This window comes from Pseudomonas sp. NFR09, from assembly GCF_900111535.1.
Taxonomy (GTDB): domain Bacteria; phylum Pseudomonadota; class Gammaproteobacteria; order Pseudomonadales; family Pseudomonadaceae; genus Aquipseudomonas; species Aquipseudomonas extremorientalis.
In genome coordinates this window covers 39,190-54,427 of the sequence record NZ_FOIH01000009.1, presented here as the reverse complement: position 1 = coordinate 54,427, position 15,238 = coordinate 39,190, and the positions used below count along the sequence as shown (strand labels likewise).

General features: G+C 60.9%; 11 protein-coding genes and 2 tRNA genes. 9 read left to right on the top strand and 4 right to left on the bottom strand.

Features of this window, described 5'->3' with window-relative positions; all coding sequences use genetic code 11:
* The first annotated feature begins 17 nt into the window (after positions 1–17).
* The 3 genes from BMX59_RS20040 to BMX59_RS20030 all read left to right on the top strand — a co-directional run bounded on the left by BMX59_RS20040 (position 18) and on the right by BMX59_RS20030 (position 4,422).
* On the top strand, positions 18–1,550 hold the full coding sequence (locus BMX59_RS20040; RefSeq protein WP_092246767.1) for an AmpG family muropeptide MFS transporter: 1,533 nt from the start codon (positions 18–20) through the stop codon (positions 1,548–1,550).
* A gap of 182 nt (positions 1,551–1,732) precedes the next feature.
* Complete coding sequence (locus BMX59_RS20035; RefSeq protein ID WP_093125089.1) at positions 1,733–3,448, top strand: proline--tRNA ligase; 1,716 nt, start codon at positions 1,733–1,735, stop codon at positions 3,446–3,448.
* A 20-nt stretch (positions 3,449–3,468) separates the two neighbouring features.
* Positions 3,469–4,422 (top strand): hypothetical protein, encoded by a 954-nt coding sequence (locus tag BMX59_RS20030; RefSeq protein ID WP_093125085.1) that lies wholly within the window; start codon positions 3,469–3,471, stop codon positions 4,420–4,422.
* A 129-nt stretch (positions 4,423–4,551) separates the two neighbouring features.
* Here BMX59_RS20030 and dinB read toward each other — a convergent pair whose 3' ends face one another.
* Positions 4,552–5,610: a DNA polymerase IV gene (gene dinB / locus BMX59_RS20025; RefSeq protein ID WP_093125081.1), complete on the bottom strand. Its 1,059-nt coding sequence runs from the start codon at positions 5,608–5,610 to the stop codon at positions 4,552–4,554.
* Positions 5,611–5,889: 279 nt separating this feature from the next.
* Between dinB and BMX59_RS20020 the strand changes: the two genes are divergently transcribed.
* From BMX59_RS20020 to BMX59_RS20005, 4 genes are all read left to right on the top strand, one after another.
* Positions 5,890–5,966: transfer RNA gene (locus tag BMX59_RS20020), tRNA-Met, on the top strand.
* A gap of 205 nt (positions 5,967–6,171) precedes the next feature.
* A tRNA-Met gene (locus BMX59_RS20015) sits at positions 6,172–6,248 on the top strand.
* A gap of 279 nt (positions 6,249–6,527) precedes the next feature.
* Positions 6,528–9,170: a bifunctional lysylphosphatidylglycerol flippase/synthetase MprF gene (gene mprF, locus BMX59_RS20010; RefSeq protein ID WP_071489293.1), complete on the top strand. Its 2,643-nt coding sequence runs from the start codon at positions 6,528–6,530 to the stop codon at positions 9,168–9,170.
* Positions 9,170–10,450: a virulence factor family protein gene (locus BMX59_RS20005; protein WP_071489292.1), complete on the top strand. Its 1,281-nt coding sequence runs from the start codon at positions 9,170–9,172 to the stop codon at positions 10,448–10,450. Before mprF ends, BMX59_RS20005 begins: the two co-directional genes overlap by 1 nt.
* A gap of 76 nt (positions 10,451–10,526) precedes the next feature.
* Here the strand turns inward: BMX59_RS20005 and recJ are convergent, their stop codons facing one another.
* Together recJ and BMX59_RS19995 are read right to left on the bottom strand one after the other, a co-directional pair.
* Positions 10,527–12,236, bottom strand: a complete 1,710-nt coding sequence (gene recJ, locus BMX59_RS20000; RefSeq protein WP_093125076.1) for a single-stranded-DNA-specific exonuclease RecJ — start codon at positions 12,234–12,236, stop codon at positions 10,527–10,529.
* A gap of 60 nt (positions 12,237–12,296) precedes the next feature.
* Positions 12,297–12,839 carry a YaeQ family protein gene (locus tag BMX59_RS19995; protein WP_032858231.1) on the bottom strand — a complete coding sequence of 181 codons (543 nt, stop codon included), beginning with the start codon at positions 12,837–12,839 and terminating at the stop codon, positions 12,297–12,299.
* Between the two features lie 136 nt (positions 12,840–12,975).
* Between BMX59_RS19995 and BMX59_RS19990 the strand changes: the two genes are divergently transcribed.
* Positions 12,976–14,175, top strand: coding sequence for a CaiB/BaiF CoA transferase family protein (locus BMX59_RS19990; protein WP_093125072.1), 1,200 nt, complete (start codon positions 12,976–12,978; stop codon positions 14,173–14,175).
* Between the two features lie 226 nt (positions 14,176–14,401).
* Here BMX59_RS19990 and BMX59_RS19985 read toward each other — a convergent pair whose 3' ends face one another.
* Entirely contained in the window at positions 14,402–14,686 is a 285-nt protein-coding gene (locus BMX59_RS19985) for a DUF3509 domain-containing protein (RefSeq protein ID WP_092246752.1), read from the bottom strand.
* A 314-nt stretch (positions 14,687–15,000) separates the two neighbouring features.
* On the opposite strand from BMX59_RS19985, the gene BMX59_RS19980 reads away from it, so the two are divergent.
* A complete protein-coding gene (locus tag BMX59_RS19980) occupies positions 15,001–15,201 on the top strand; it encodes a hypothetical protein (RefSeq protein WP_093125066.1) in 201 nt (66 codons plus the stop codon).
* Positions 15,202–15,238: the final 37 nt, after the last annotated feature.

Below are 15,238 nucleotides of genomic sequence, written 5' to 3'. Positions count from 1 at the left end.
GAGGCAGACTCCAGCCCATGCCCCGTAAAACCTGGCGCGCCGCGCTCGCTGCCTATGCCAGCCCTTCGACGTTAGTCCTGTTGTTGCTCGGCTTTGCCGCCGGCCTGCCTTACATGTTGGTGTTCTCGACGCTTTCAGTGTGGTTGCGCGAGGCCGGTGTGGCACGCGAGACCATCGGCTATGCGAGCCTGATCGGTTTGGCGTATGCCTTTAAATGGGTCTGGTCGCCACTGCTCGACCAATGGCGCCTGCCGCTGCTCGGTAAACTCGGACGCCGCCGTTCATGGCTGGTGCTGGCCCAGTCGCTGGTGATCCTCGGATTGATCGGCATGGGCTTCTGCGACCCGCAGAAACACTTGTCCTGGCTGATCGCTATCGCCGTCATCGTGGCTTTCGCCTCCGCCACCCAGGACATCGCGGTCGACGCCTACCGTCTGGAAATCGCCGACGACAGCCGCCAGGCTGCGCTGGCCGCCAGCTACATGTCCGGTTATCGCATCGCCGCGCTGCTGGCCACCGCAGGCGCACTGTTCTTTGCCGAAGGGTTCGGCTCCACCGGTTTCAACTACAAGCACTCGGCCTGGACCGGCACCTACGTACTGTTCGGCGTGCTGATGATTCCGGCGCTGCTGACCACGCTGTTCATGCGCGAACCTGATGTGCCACTGCGCACCCAGTTGCAGGCCGGGCGCTACAGCTTCGTACACCAACTGGCATCGGTGTTCGTGCTGATCGTGCTGCTGGTATCGGTACCGGCAATGTTTACCCAGTTGTTCAACACGGACTTCGGCAGCGTGATATTCCACGGCGTGAGCCTGTGGGATCTGCTGATGGAAGACCGCGCCTTCCTGCGCGCCATCCTCTATATAACCCTCACGTCGCTGTGCCTGTCGGCCATGGGGCGCCGGGGTCTGGCGCCGGTGCTGACACCGGTCAATGACTTCATCCTGCGTTACCGCTGGCAGGCGTTGCTGTTGTTGGGACTGATCGCCACCTATCGCATGTCCGACACCGTGATGGGCGTGATGGCCAACGTGTTCTACATCGACCAGGGCTTCACCAAGGACCAGATCGCCGGGGTCAGCAAGATCTTCGGCCTGATCATGACCCTGCTGGGTGCAGGCATGGGCGGCCTGCTGATTGTGCGCTTCGGTATCCTGCCGATCCTGTTCATCGGCGGTGTGGCGTCGGCCGGCACCAACCTGCTGTTCGTGATGCTCGCCGACATGGGCCCGGACCTGCAGATGCTGATCTTCACCATTTCCCTGGATAACTTCAGCTCAGGGCTGGCGACCTCGGCGTTTGTGGCGTACCTGTCGAGCCTGACCAACCTCAAGTTCTCCGCCACCCAATATGCCCTGCTCAGCTCGATCATGCTGTTGCTGCCACGCCTGATCGGCGGGTATTCGGGGGTAATGGTGGAGAAGTTCGGGTATCACAATTTCTTCATGATCACCTGCCTGCTGGGCGTGCCGACGCTGTTCCTGATCGCGTTGCACTGGTTCCAGGAAAATCGGCGGGCGCGGTTGAGTCCGCCGGCCGAAGACTGACAATGTGGGAGGGGCTTGCCCCCGATAGCAGGTTGTCAGGCGCTTATGTGTTACTGATCCACCGCTATCGGGGGCAAGCCCCCTCCCACATACCCCTCTGCGTTCTGATGCCTGTACTCCAGCAGCCGGCGCCCGTACAATCCCAAGTCATTTCAAGTCCAAGCAACCGACAACGGCCTACCATGCGTACCAGTCAATATTTGCTCGCCACACAGAAAGAAACGCCTTCAGACGCGGTCGTGATCAGCCATCAGCTGATGCTGCGCGCCGGCATGATCCGCAAACTGGCCTCCGGCCTGTACACCTGGCTGCCCATGGGCTTGAAGGTGATGCGCAAGGTCGAAGCCATCGTTCGTGAAGAAATGAACGCCGCCGGCTCTCTGGAAGTGTTGATGCCGAGCACCCAACCGGCTGAACTGTGGCAGGAATCCGGGCGCTGGGAAGAGTACGGCCCGGAGTTGCTGCGCTTCAAGGATCGCCATGGCCGCGATTTCTGTGCCGGCCCGACCCACGAAGAAGTGATCACCGACCTGATGCGCAACGAGCTGAGCAGCTACAAGCAGCTGCCGCTGAACCTGTATCAGATCCAGACCAAGTTCCGTGACGAAATCCGCCCACGCTTCGGCTTGATGCGCGGTCGCGAATTCATCATGAAGGACGCCTATTCGTTCCACGCTGACCAGGCGTCCTTGCAGGTCACCTACGACCGCATGCACCAGGCCTACTGCAACGTGTTTACGCGCCTGGGCCTGAAGTTCCGCCCGGTTGAAGCCGACAATGGCTCCATCGGCGGCGCCGGCTCCCACGAATTCCACGTGCTGGCCGAGTCCGGCGAAGACGACATCGTGTTCAGCAACGGTTCCGACTATGCGGCGAACATCGAGAAAGCCGAAGCCGTGCCACGGGAAACGTCCCGCCCGGCGCCGACCGAAGAACTGCGCCTGGTGGACACGCCGGATACCAAGACCATCGCGGCCCTGGTGGAGAAATTCAATCTGCCGATTGAAAAGACCATCAAGACCCTGATCGTGCGCGCCGAGGAAGAAGGCAAGCTGATCGCCCTGGTGATCCGTGGCGACCACGAGCTCAACGAAATCAAGGCCGCCAACCAACCTGGCGTGGCCAGCCCGCTGGTCATGGCCACCGACGCCGAACTGCGCGACGCCATTGGCGCCGGTGCCGGTTCGCTCGGCCCGCTGAACCTGCCGCTGCCGATCATCATCGACCGTTCGGTCGAGCTGATGAGCGACTTCGGGATCGGCGCAAACATCGACGACAAGCACTACTTCGGCGTGAACTGGGAACGTGACCTGCCGGTGCCGACCGTGGCCGACCTGCGTAACGTCGTGGCCGGCGACCCTAGCCCGGACGGCAAGGGCACCCTGGAAATCAAGCGCGGCATCGAAGTCGGGCACATCTTCCAGCTGGGCAACAAGTACAGCAAGGCAATGAAGTGCGAAGTGCTGGGCGAGAACGGCAAGCCGATCACCCTGGAGATGGGCTGCTACGGCATTGGCGTATCCCGCGTGGTTGCCGCTGCCATCGAGCAGAACAACGATGACAAAGGCATCATCTGGAGTGACGCCCTGGCGCCGTTCCAGGTCGCCCTGGTGCCGCTGCGTTATGAAACCGAGCAAGTGCGCGAAGCCACCGACAAGCTGTATGCCGAATTGACGGCTGCTGGTTTTGAAGTGCTGCTGGATGACCGGGACAAGAAAACCAGCCCGGGCATCAAGTTCGCCGACATGGAACTGATTGGCATCCCGCACCGGATCGTGGTCAGTGACCGCGGCCTGGCCGATGGCAATCTGGAATACAAGAGCCGGACCGAAGCCGAAGCCCAACCGTTGCCGGTGGCTAACGTGCTGTCTTTCCTCCAGGCGCGTATTCGTCGCTGAAAACCAGATCAAGAGAAGTCATGTTCAAGCGAAACACCAGAGCCCTGGGGGGCGCCGCCTTGTGCGGCGCCCTGCTGGTCAGCGGCTGCGCCAACCAGATGTCGCAACGCAGTGAGCACGAGGAGCGGGTCGAGCGTAAGTTGCTCGACCACAGCCTGCAGATCGATGTCGGCGAGCCCAAAGTGCTGGAGCTGCCGCAACGCCGGGTTCGCATTCACGAGCAGAAGACCTTCGAGGTCACCGAGTACGAAGTCACCCGTCGTTACGACCGCTATACCCCTTACCAGCCCTGGCGCAAGCTCTACGAGATGCCCTTGGGTGCAGTCGCCCTGGTGGCGGGCGCGGGCGCCAACGTGGCGAATATCTTCGCCCTCGGCCACCTGCCGACCAGCATGACCCATGACTGGCTGATCTATGGCGTGGACGGCCTCAACCCGTTCATGAACGTGCAATCCCACGGCCGTGCGCAACAGAACCTGGCGGGTATCGATGAAGTCCAGCGCGACAAGCGCGTGGAGTATTCGAGCCTGCCCTGGAGCGAACGCCCGGTGCAGGTCACCGCCGGCAAGCAGACCCATGAGCTGACCACCGACCGCAACGGCGTCCTGCGCCTGAACCTGTTGGACAGCCCATTTGCCGAGCAGGACCTGAACCGCGTCACGACCTTGAAGATCAGTGTGGAAGACGGCCAGGACGATGTGCATTCGGACTCGACCCTGGCGATCAGCAACACCCTGCGCGGCAAGTTGCTGGAAGCCCACGGCCTGATCTACGACGACCTGGAAGACGACGAAGTCAGCCAGTGGGTGCACCGGGTCAAGCGCTTGTCGGAACTGGGCCTGGAAGAAGAAGCCAGCGAACTGGAACAGAGCCTGATCGAACTGACCCGCAATGATCCCGAGTTGCAGCAAGAGTTTCTGCAGGCGCTGACCAAGGATGCGGGGCGGCTCGTCGCAGATCCTGGAGCACGCTGAGCCCCTCAAATTGTTGGCGGTCAAATGTGGGAGGGGGCTTGCCCCCGATTGCAGCGGGTCAGCTATAGATAGACTGGCTGATCCACTGCTATCGGGGGCAAGCCCCCTCTCACAATTTGCTCCCCATTTTTACCACAAGAATTCGAGCTGCTCGTTGCCGTTACTCAGATCCAGCAAGCGCACCCCAATCCCCAGCAACCGCACCGGTTTCCCTCCCCGGTTGAACGCCTGCGTCAGCAACTGTTGATAACTCTCCAGATCCCGCCCTGCCCCCGCCTGCTCCAATGTGGTCTGGGTAAAGTCATGAAACTTCACCTTCACGAACGGCTTGCCGGCCCGGTAACTGCTGTCGATGCGCGCCATGCGCCCGGCCAGGGTTTCCATCAGTTCGGGGAGTTTGGCCAGGCAGCTTGAGAGATCCGGCAGGTCGACATCGTAGGTATTTTCCACACTGATCGATTGCCGACGACTGTCGTTCTGCACCACACGGTCATCGATCCCACGCGCCAGGCTCCACAGCCGCTCGCCAAAACTGCCGAATTCGCGCACCAGCGCCAGTTTGTTCCACTCGCGCAGTTGCAGGCAGTCTTCAATGCCCAGGCGTGCCAGTTTATCGGCCGTGACCTTGCCCACACCGTGCAACTTGCTGACCCGCAACTGCGAGACAAAGTCTTCGACCTGGTCCGGGGTAATCACAAACAGGCCGTTGGGCTTCTTCCAGTCGCTGGCGATCTTGGCCAGGAACTTGTTCGGCGCCACGCCTGCGGACACGGTGATGTGCAGTTGGTTGGAGACACGGCGACGAATGTCCTGGGCGATGCGCGTGGCGCTTCCGCCAAAGTGCGGGCTGTCGGACACATCCAGGTAAGCCTCATCCAGCGACAGCGGCTCGATCAGGTCGGTGTAGTCGCGAAAGATCGTCTGGATTTCCTTGGAGGCTTCCTTATAGGCATCCATGCGCGGCTTGACGATGGTCAGGTCCGGGCACAGCTTCAAGGCATGCCGCGACGACATGGCCGAGCGCACGCCATAGGCGCGTGCCTCGTAGTTGCAGGTGGCGATCACCCCGCGCCGGTCCGCCGAGCCGCCCACCGCCAGCGGTTTTTGCGCCAGGCTCGGGTCATCGCGCATCTCGATGGCGGCGTAGAAGCAATCACAGTCGACGTGGATGATTTTGCGCTGCGTCATATAAACGGGGTGTTTACCTACGGGTGGCCAGTATCGCACTCACACCTGTATATAGCACCAGTAGTTTGAATCTTCCGCCTAAGCGGTAGGAAAATTCCAGGATGAATTTATTTTCTCAATCGGATTTACCCTTCCGATAGAGCTGAAAGCCTCGGCCAGACTGGGCCCGAGGGGTATCAAGGGGCTTTTATAGAGAGCTAAGCGATTGAACCACAAGCGCTTTTCTTTAATTCACAGGTTGACACACCGGCGTTCCTCTGTAGAATGCCGACACACAGACGCGGGATGGAGCAGTCTGGTAGCTCGTCGGGCTCATAACCCGAAGGTCGTCGGTTCAAATCCGGCTCCCGCAACCAAACATCAAGAAAGGCTACTCGAAAGAGTGGCCTTTTTTGTGCGTGCCTGTTTTGGCATGTACGAAAATTGTAAGACAAAAAAATCTTTGCCATCGCGCACTTACGGTGCATGGCCAACATTCAGAGGCCAATTCACACTTATTTGACCCATCGGCCCGATAACGGTTGACACCTCGGCGTTGGACTGTAGAATGCCGCCCACAGACGCGGGATGGAGCAGTCTGGTAGCTCGTCGGGCTCATAACCCGAAGGTCGTCGGTTCAAATCCGGCTCCCGCAACCAAACATCAAGAAAGGCTACTCGAAAGAGTGGCCTTTTTTGTATCCGGTGAAAAAGTTCTTCTGAAACAATGGCATGGCATCTTTCATGAAACCGCGCGCGGTTTGTAGAGTCCATCTCATTGCAAGCTATGCTCAATGCTCAAGCGCTGCCCTCTACGACCAATGGCCGCAGTCGCCGCCCCCGGCGATACGCGTTAATATTTGTAATTATTTTGTCCATAGGGATTGGTAACTTGGCTGGATACCTCCATCCTGTCGCGCACAATCCACGAGGTGATTGATGCGCGCCAACTCGTCTGAAACACAAGACACTGTCACAGCAGAACAACCGATCACACCCACCCGCTTGCGTTGGCTGGATCTGGTGAGCAAGTATCGGCAGCCTATCGGGCTGGCCGTCACCTTATTGCTGTTTGCCATCGCCCTGATCGCCTGCCGCCACCTGCTGCTGGAGCTGGACCTCTACGCGCTCCACGACTCGATCCTGGAAGTGCCCAAGCCAGCCCTGCTCGGTGCGTTTGCCGCAGCCGTTGCCGGTTTTGTCATTCTATTAGGCTATGAGTTCTCCGGCGCCCGCTATGCCGGCGTGAACCTGCCCGCCAAGACCCTGGCCCTCGGTGGTTTCACCGCCTTCGCGATTGGCAATGCCATTGGTCTGTCGATGCTTTCCGGCGGATCGGTGCGCTACCGTTTATATGCACGCCATGGCATCGGTGCATCCGAAGTCGCCCATATGACCGTGTTCGCCAGCCTGGCGCTGGGCACTGCCCTGCCGCCACTGGCAGCATTGGCAACACTGAGCAACCTGCCCGCCGCATCAACCTACCTGCATTTGCCACAAGCGGTGCTGGGCGGTATTGCTGGCGCGGTGCTGCTGTTGTCGGCGGTGTTGTGCATCGGCATTTATCGCCGTCGCCTGCCGGAGCAACCCTACCCGGACAACCTGTTGGTAAAAGCCGGCCGCCGCACCTTGCGCCTGCCGGGCCGTCGCCTGACCTTCCTGCAACTGATCATTACCGCACTGGACGTTGCCGCTGCCGCTACCGTCCTTTATATGCTGCTGCCGGAGGCGCCGCCCTTCGGCCCCTTCCTGCTCGTGTACCTGCTGGCGCTGGCCGCCGGTGTACTCAGCCATGTACCGGGCGGTGTGGGTGTATTCGAAGCGATCCTGCTGGCGGCGTTCGCCGACAAACTGGGCGCCGCGCCACTGGCCGCCGCCCTGCTGCTGTACCGCATGATCTACGTGGTGCTGCCTCTGCTGATCGCCTGCGTGTTCCTGCTGGTCAACGAAGCCCAGCGCCTGTTCCAGACCCAGCAAAGCCTGCGGGTCGCCTCGGGGCTGGCAGCGCCGGTACTGGCCGTCCTGGTTTTTTTGTCCGGCGTGGTCCTGCTGTTCTCTGGCGCCACGCCCGAAATCGACTCACGCCTGGAAAACATCGGCTTCCTGATTCCTCACCGCCTGATTGACGCCTCGCACTTTGGCGCCAGCCTGATCGGCGTGTTGTGCCTGCTGTTGGCCCAGGGCCTGCGTCGACGCCTGTCGGCCGCCTGGATGCTGACCATGGTGCTGCTGCTGGTGGGCGCCCTGCTCTCGCTGCTCAAAGGCTTCGACTGGGAAGAAGCCAGCCTGATGACCATGACCGCGATCCTGCTGGCGATCTTCCGACGCTCGTTCTATCGCGCCAGCCGCCTCACCGAGCTGCCCTTCTCGCCGCTGTACCTGGTGGCCAGTGTCTGCGTACTCGGGGCGTCGATCTGGCTGCTGCTGTTTGCTTACCAGGATGTCCCGTACAGCCATCAGCTGTGGTGGCAGTTCACCCTGGACGCCAACGCCCCACGTGGCCTGCGCTCGCTGCTGGGCGCCGCCGTGTTGCTGGTGATCGTGTCCCTGACCTGGCTGCTGCGTACTGCGCGCCCGGTGATCCATCTGCCGACACCCGATGAACTGGAGCGTGCCAGCAAGATCCTGATGGCCTCTTCCCAGCCTGACGGCGGCCTGGCGCTCACTGGCGACAAGGCGCTGCTGTTCCACCCCAATGATGAAGCTTTCCTCATGTACGCCCGTCGCGGCCGCAGCCTGGTAGCCTTGTACGACCCGATTGGCCCCACCCAGCCACGGGCCGAGATGATCTGGCAGTTCCGAGACCTATGCGACATCCACCACGCCCGCCCAGTGTTCTACCAGGTGCGTGCGGAGAACCTGCCGTACTACATGGACATCGGCCTCACCGCGATCAAACTGGGCGAAGAAGCCCGTGTCGACCTCAAACGCTTTGACCTGGAAGCCAAGGGCAAAGAGATGAAGGACCTGCGTTACACCTGGAACCGTGGCTCGCGGGACGGCCTGTCCCTGGAGATCTGCGAACCGGGCACGGCGCCGATGGACGAACTCAAGGTGATCTCCGATGCCTGGCTGACCGGCAAGAACGTACGGGAAAAAGGCTTTTCCCTGGGACGCTTCAGCGACGACTACCTCAAGCACTTTCGCATCGCGATCATTCGCTTCGAAGGGCGCCCGGTGGCCTTCGCCAACCTGCTCGAGACCTACAACCATGACCTGGCCAGTCTCGACCTGATGCGCGCCCACCCAGACGCGCCCAAGCTGACCATGGAATTCATGATGGTCGGCCTGATTCAACATTATAAGAGTCACGGCTATGCCCGCTTCAGCCTCGGCATGGTGCCGTTGTCGGGCCTGCAACCACGACGCGGCGCCCCGTTGACCCAACGCCTGGGCTCGATGGTGTTCCGCCGTGGCGAGCAACTGTATAACTTCCAAGGTTTGCGCCGCTTCAAAGACAAGTTCCAGCCTGACTGGGAACCCCGTTACATGGCCGTGCCCGCAGGACTTGATCCGCTGGTGGCACTGGCCGATACCGCCGCCCTGATCGCGGGCGGCTTGACTGGATTGGTGAAACGCTGATGATTCGACGCTCCTGGCGGTATGTATTGGCCTTTGTAGTGCTGCTCGCCCTGGTCCTGGGTGGCGGCTATTGGTACTGGAACCGCCCTGCCCCTCAGCCGGTGCTGGAGCAACTGCCCCAGGCCGACGGTTCGGTCATGACCCGGGTGACCCCCAACGGCACGCCGAAAGCCCGCGTGGCCGTGGCCGTAATGGCCGATGAAACCCTGACCGACAGCCAGTTGATTGCCCTGAGCCAAGGCGGCAAGGCGCAGATTGTCCAGGTGGTCCTGCCCAAGGATGACTGCAAGCTGCAGGAACAAGCGCTGCAAGGCGCCCTGGCCCAGCTCAAGGGCCCGGCGACACTGGTCAGCGGCATCGGCCCTGGCGCTGCCCTCGCCTGGCGCTGGCTGGCCACCCAGAACGACGACAAGGCCAACGCCATCTCCGTCGGCTTCGCCCTGGTGCAGGAAGGCTGCAAGGACCCACTGCCGAAGACAGCCGCCCACGGCAACTGGCTGGTGGCCTGGAACGACAACCCTGACGATGAAAGCGCCAGTTTCGTACGCGACACACCGCGCGCCACCACCAGCATCAGCGACTACGACATCCACTACCCGCAAGTACTGAACAACGAGCTGCGCAAGCAACTGGTGGGCTCGGACAATGGCGGCCTGGCAATACCGGTGGTTGAAGTACCGGCCGGCCAGGCCAAGGACACTGTCACCCTGTTCCTCTCCGGCGACGGCGGCTGGCGCGACCTCGACCGTGACGTGGCCGGTGAAATGGCCAAGATCGGTTATCCGGTGGTGGGCATCGACACCCTACGCTACTACTGGCAGCACAAGACCCCGGAACAAAGCGCCAAGGACCTCACCGAGCTGATGCAGCACTACCGTCAGAAGTGGGGCACCAAGCGCTTCGTACTGACCGGCTATTCGTTCGGTGCCGATGTACTGCCGGCCATCTACAACCGCCTGCCGGAAAACGAGCAGCAGCGTGTGGACGCAATCATCCTGCTGGCATTCGCACGCACTGGCAGCTTCGAGATTGAAGTCGAAGGCTGGCTGGGCAACGCGGGCAAAGAAGCGGCCACAGGCCCGGAAATGGCCAAACTGCCGGCTGACAAAGTGGTGTGCATCTACGGCGCCGAAGAAGTCGACGAGAGTGGCTGCACGGACAAGACGGCTGTAGGTGAAGCCATCAAGTTGCCAGGCGGGCATCACTTCGATGAGAACTACCCGGCGCTGGCCAAGCGGTTGGTGGATATCATCGTCAAACACCAAACCAAAACCGAATAAGCCCGAGCCTTACACAAATCAAAATGTGGGAGGGGGGTTGCCCCCTCCCACATTGGTTTTGTGGTGTTGGTGAGATCTAACGCGGCTCGATGTGCGCGATCATCAACTGCACGGTTTCATTCCCGCGAAACTCGTTCACATCCAGCTTGTAGGCCAATTCCACCCAACGCACCGTCGGGTTCGGCCAGACCTCACGGTCCACGCCAAATGCAATGCCATCCAGCTTCACCGACCCGCACTCGCTCTTGAGCACGACCTTCAGGTGCCGCTCCCCCACTACGCGCTGCTCCACCAACTGAAACACGCCATGGAACAACGGCTCAGGGAAGTGCTGCCCCCACGGCCCGGCGTGCCGTAGCGCACGGGCCAGCTCCAGGTGAAACTCTTCCACTGCCAGGGTGCCATCAGACAGCAGGCGCCCGGTCAGGTCTTCTTCGCGCAGTTGCCGACGCACTTCGGCATCGAAGGCTTCGGCGAACAGCGGGAAGTTTTCCTTGGGCAATGTCAGCCCTGCCGCCATGGCGTGACCGCCGTACTTGCTGATCAGGTTCGGATGCTGGCTGGCGACCACCGCCAGGGCATCACGGATATGAAAACCCTGCACAGAGCGCCCAGAGCCCTTGAGCAAACCGTCGCCAGCGTCGGCGAAGGCAATGGTTGGGCGGAAATAGCGCTCTTTCATGCGCGACGCCAGAATCCCGATCACACCTTGGTGCCATTCCGGGTCGAACAGGCACAAACCGTAGGGCATCGACTCCACCGGCAAGTCCTTGAGCTGGGCCAGGGCTTCGCGCTGCATGCCTTGCTCGATGGATTTGCGGTCCTGGTTCATGCCGTCCAGTTGCGCGGCCATTTCACGGGCCGCGGCCACGTCGGTGGTGAGCAGGCACTCGATGCCCAGGCTCATGTCGTCCAAGCGTCCGGCTGCGTTCAAACGCGGCCCGAGGATGAACCCCAGGTCGGTGGAGGTGATACGCGCGGCATCGCGCTTGGCCACTTCCAGGATCGCCTTGATCCCCGGCCGTGCACGACCGGCGCGGATACGTTCCAGCCCCTGATGCACCAGGATGCGGTTGTTGGCGTCCAGAGGCACCACGTCGGCGACGCTGCCCAGGGCGACCAGGTCGAGCAGTTCGCCGATATTCGGTTGTGGCTTGTTCTCGTACCAACCCAAGCTGCGCAGGCGCGCACGCAAGGCCATCAACACGTAGAAGATCACCCCCACGCCGGCCAGCGCCTTGCTGGGGAACTCACAGCCGGGCTGGTTCGGGTTGACGATAGCGTCCGCCGCCGGCAACTCGTCGCCGGGCAAGTGGTGGTCGGTCACCAGCACCTGCAAACCCGCCGCTTTCGCCGCCGCCACGCCTTCGACGCTGGAGATGCCGTTGTCCACGGTAATCAGCAACTGCGGCTCGCGCTGCAGGGCCACCGCGACGATTTCCGGGGTCAGGCCATAGCCGTATTCGAAACGGTTGGGCACCAGGTAATCGACATGGGCCGCACCGAGCAGGCGCAGGCCCAAGGTGCCCACGGTGCTGGCGGTGGCGCCGTCGGCGTCGAAGTCACCGACAATGAGGATGCGCTGGCGTTGCTCCAACGCCGTCACCAACAGGTCCACCGCCGCGTCGATGCCCTTGAGCTGCTGATAGGGAATCAACCGCGCCAGGCTTTTATCCAGCTCGGCCTCGGATTGCACGCCGCGCGCAGCATAGAGGCGGGTCAACAGCGGTGGCAATTCACCGAGAAACGGCAGGACGGCAGGCAACGGGCGGGGATCGATACGCATGGGGTGACGAAAACTTCTCTTCTGATACGGAAATAAAACAGGTGACCGGCGGCGACTCAATCAACCGCGTTCGCCGACCAACCACTGCAACTGCACTTCGTGCTGGCCGCGGTCGTCGGTGACGAAGATCGTGCCTTCGCTGATCATTACATCCCACTTGATCACGCGGGGCATGTCTTTGGCCAGAGTCTCCAGGACTTCCTGCGGCACAGCGGCGATGTGTACGTTTTTCAGGTTGTTTGCCACCGGCACCACCTTGCCTTCCCACACACGCAGGCTGCCATAGGCCAGCAGGCTGGTGCGTTCGGTACGGCGCGAGCACCAGGTGAGGCGGTCGGCATCGGGCTGGCCGACTTCGATCCAGTGCAACACCCGATCATCCAGGCTTTTTTCCCACAGGGCTGGTTCGTCGACATCTGACAGGCCACGCCCGAACGACAACTGCTCGTTGTACCAGAGTGCGTAGGCCAGCAGACGCACGGTCATGCGCTCTTCGGTTTCCGACGGGTGGCGGGCGATGGTCTGTTTGACGCTCTCATACACCGAGCGGTCGAGGTCGGTGAGGTTGAGTTCGAATTTGTAGGTCGTGGACGGCTGGGCCATGAACGGGCTTCTAGAGACAGGGAAAGGCGGCCAGTCTAACCGATGACGAGGCCAATCAACGAATCCTGCGCTGCCCTGGGCTGCTCGCCTATGTTAAAAGGCATCACACCATCGCCCTGCGCAGACAAGGATCCTCATGTCGTTCAATGCCAAACCACTTGCCGGCCTGAAAGTCATCGAACTCGGCACCCTGATCGCCGGCCCGTTCGCCTCACGAATCTGCGCGGAGTTCGGCGCCGAGGTGATCAAGGTCGAATCGCCGGACGGCGGCGACCCGCTGCGCAAATGGCGCAAGCTGTACGAGGGCACGTCGCTGTGGTGGTTCGTGCAGGCGCGCAACAAGCAGTCGCTGACGCTGAACCTCAAGCACCCGGACGGCCTGGCCATTCTCAAACAACTGTTGGCGGACGCCGACATCCTGATCGAAAACTTCCGCCCCGGCGTGCTGGAAAAGCTCGGCCTGAGTTGGGAGACCCTGCACACGCTGAACCCCAAGCTGGTGATGGTACGTCTCTCCGGCTTCGGCCAGACCGGACCGATGAAAGACCAACCCGGGTTTGGTGCAGTCGGCGAGTCCATGGGCGGCCTGCGCTACATCACCGGTTTCGAAGACCGCCCGCCGGTGCGCACCGGCATTTCCATTGGCGATTCGATTGCCGCATTGTGGGCAGTGATCGGCGCGCTGATGGCGCTGCGTCACCGCGAGGTCAACGGTGGCCTGGGCCAAGTGGTGGATGTGGCACTGTACGAAGCCATCTTCGCCATGATGGAAAGCATGATCCCCGAGTTCGACGTGTTCGGCTTTATTCGCGAACGCACCGGCAACATCATGCCCGGCATTACGCCCTCCTCCATCCACACCAGCGCCGACGGCAAGCATGTACAGATCGGCGCCAACGGTGATGCGATCTTCAAGCGTTTCATGTCGGCCATTGGCCGTGAGGACTTGGCCAACGATCCGGTGCTGGCCAGCAACGACGGGCGTGATAGCCGCCGTGACGAGCTGTATGGAGTGATAGATCGCTGGGTGAATTCGCTGCCGCTGGACCAGGTGGTCGACCTGTTGAACAAAGCCGAGGTGCCTGCCAGCCGGATCTACAGCGCCGAGGACATGTTGGGCGACCCGCAATTCCTCGCCAGGGAGATGTTCCTCAAGGCCCGGCTTCCCGGCGGCAAGGAATTCAAGATGCCGGGCATCGTGCCCAAGCTGTCGGACACGCCGGGCAGTTGCGAATGGGTGGGGCCGCAACTGGGTGAACATAACAGCGTAGTGCTCGCTGGCCTGGGCTACGACGCGGCCGCCATTGTGCGCTTGCGCGAGGAAGGCGCGATCTGATGTCCCATTCCGCCAGGCTTTGGCACCAGATGCCCTGTGCCAGATGACTTGCCTGACAAATCGCAGGCAAAAAGAAACCCCAAAGCGTGGGGAGACACTTTGGGGTTAAACGTGGCCTACAAAGACCAGTACAGCAAGGCACAAACACCGGAGCACAATGTTTGCTCTTGCTGTTACAAAGTCTGACCGGCCGCGCTGTAGGAAGTTTCCACAGTTAAACAATTCTTCATGCGGCGGTGGCGTTGCGAGTCAGGGCTGCGTTGCGCAAGGCCGCGATGACCGAAGGCTCCAGACGTCCTTCGGCAATTTTGATGTCACGCAGCAGGCAGTCCACCACATCCACCAGTACGCGCTTGTCCATCAATTGGGCGCGGTCGACGTCACGCTCGACCACGATGGCGCCAGCAGGATTCTTCACGGTTACCAGGCACTCGTCCTGCGCACCAGAGGTGGTCAGCGTAACCTGATAAGGGCTCAGTGCTTCTTCGAGCAATAGGCTGATACTTTCCATCTCGATCACCACTCAATAGTTCGGGAACAATCGTTTCAACGGGAGCTGCATCTATCCTAAGTGACTGTTTGTGACGTAGGAAAGTTCGCTTTATCGTCTTTATGGGGCCGTCAGGGGGTGACGGATTCCAGCATGCGCTTGCAACATGACAACCTAAAAACGACGGCACATAACTGCTTACGCACTGGCAAGTCGTTTTGGGTTTTGCCCAAGGGTCAGATCAGAGGTGGATCCTTTACTCGGTGAGCGCTGGTGACGCTGCCAAGCAGATAAAAGCGCATGTCAGAAGGCCCTTACTGTGAAGGATGAAGACGATGCTGGAACACGACAAAGAGCAAGCTGCGCTAGAGAAGATTCACGCCGACATATCACGCATTTATGCGGAGCAACGCAAACTCGCTGCCGAGACCCACAAGATAACCCGTGAGAATTTCTGGTATCCATTGGGTGTCGTCATGGCCATGTTTACGGCGTTCAGCGCTGTCTTGGCCATCGTGCAGAAACTACTCACGTAGCCGCGCATACCAAGCGGGGCCTGCCATAAACGAAAAA

Bases quoted from the DNA above. Each gene is read 5' to 3' on its own strand.
- BMX59_RS19985 (WP_092246752.1), bottom strand. From the start codon at position 14,686: ATGGAAAGTATCAGCCTATTGCTCGAAGAAGCACTGAGCCCTTATCAG.
- BMX59_RS20030 (WP_093125085.1), top strand. From the start codon at position 3,469: ATGTTCAAGCGAAACACCAGAGCCCTGGGGGGCGCCGCCTTGTGCGGC.
- recJ (WP_093125076.1), bottom strand. From the start codon at position 12,236: ATGCGTATCGATCCCCGCCCGTTGCCTGCCGTCCTGCCGTTTCTCGGT.
- BMX59_RS20035 (WP_093125089.1), top strand. From the start codon at position 1,733: ATGCGTACCAGTCAATATTTGCTCGCCACACAGAAAGAAACGCCTTCA.
- dinB (WP_093125081.1), bottom strand. From the start codon at position 5,610: ATGACGCAGCGCAAAATCATCCACGTCGACTGTGATTGCTTCTACGCC.
- BMX59_RS20040 (WP_092246767.1), top strand. From the start codon at position 18: ATGCCCCGTAAAACCTGGCGCGCCGCGCTCGCTGCCTATGCCAGCCCT.
- BMX59_RS19980 (WP_093125066.1), top strand. From the start codon at position 15,001: ATGCTGGAACACGACAAAGAGCAAGCTGCGCTAGAGAAGATTCACGCC.
- BMX59_RS19990 (WP_093125072.1), top strand. From the start codon at position 12,976: ATGTCGTTCAATGCCAAACCACTTGCCGGCCTGAAAGTCATCGAACTC.
- mprF (WP_071489293.1), top strand. From the start codon at position 6,528: ATGCGCGCCAACTCGTCTGAAACACAAGACACTGTCACAGCAGAACAA.
- BMX59_RS20005 (WP_071489292.1), top strand. From the start codon at position 9,170: ATGATTCGACGCTCCTGGCGGTATGTATTGGCCTTTGTAGTGCTGCTC.
- BMX59_RS19995 (WP_032858231.1), bottom strand. From the start codon at position 12,839: ATGGCCCAGCCGTCCACGACCTACAAATTCGAACTCAACCTCACCGAC.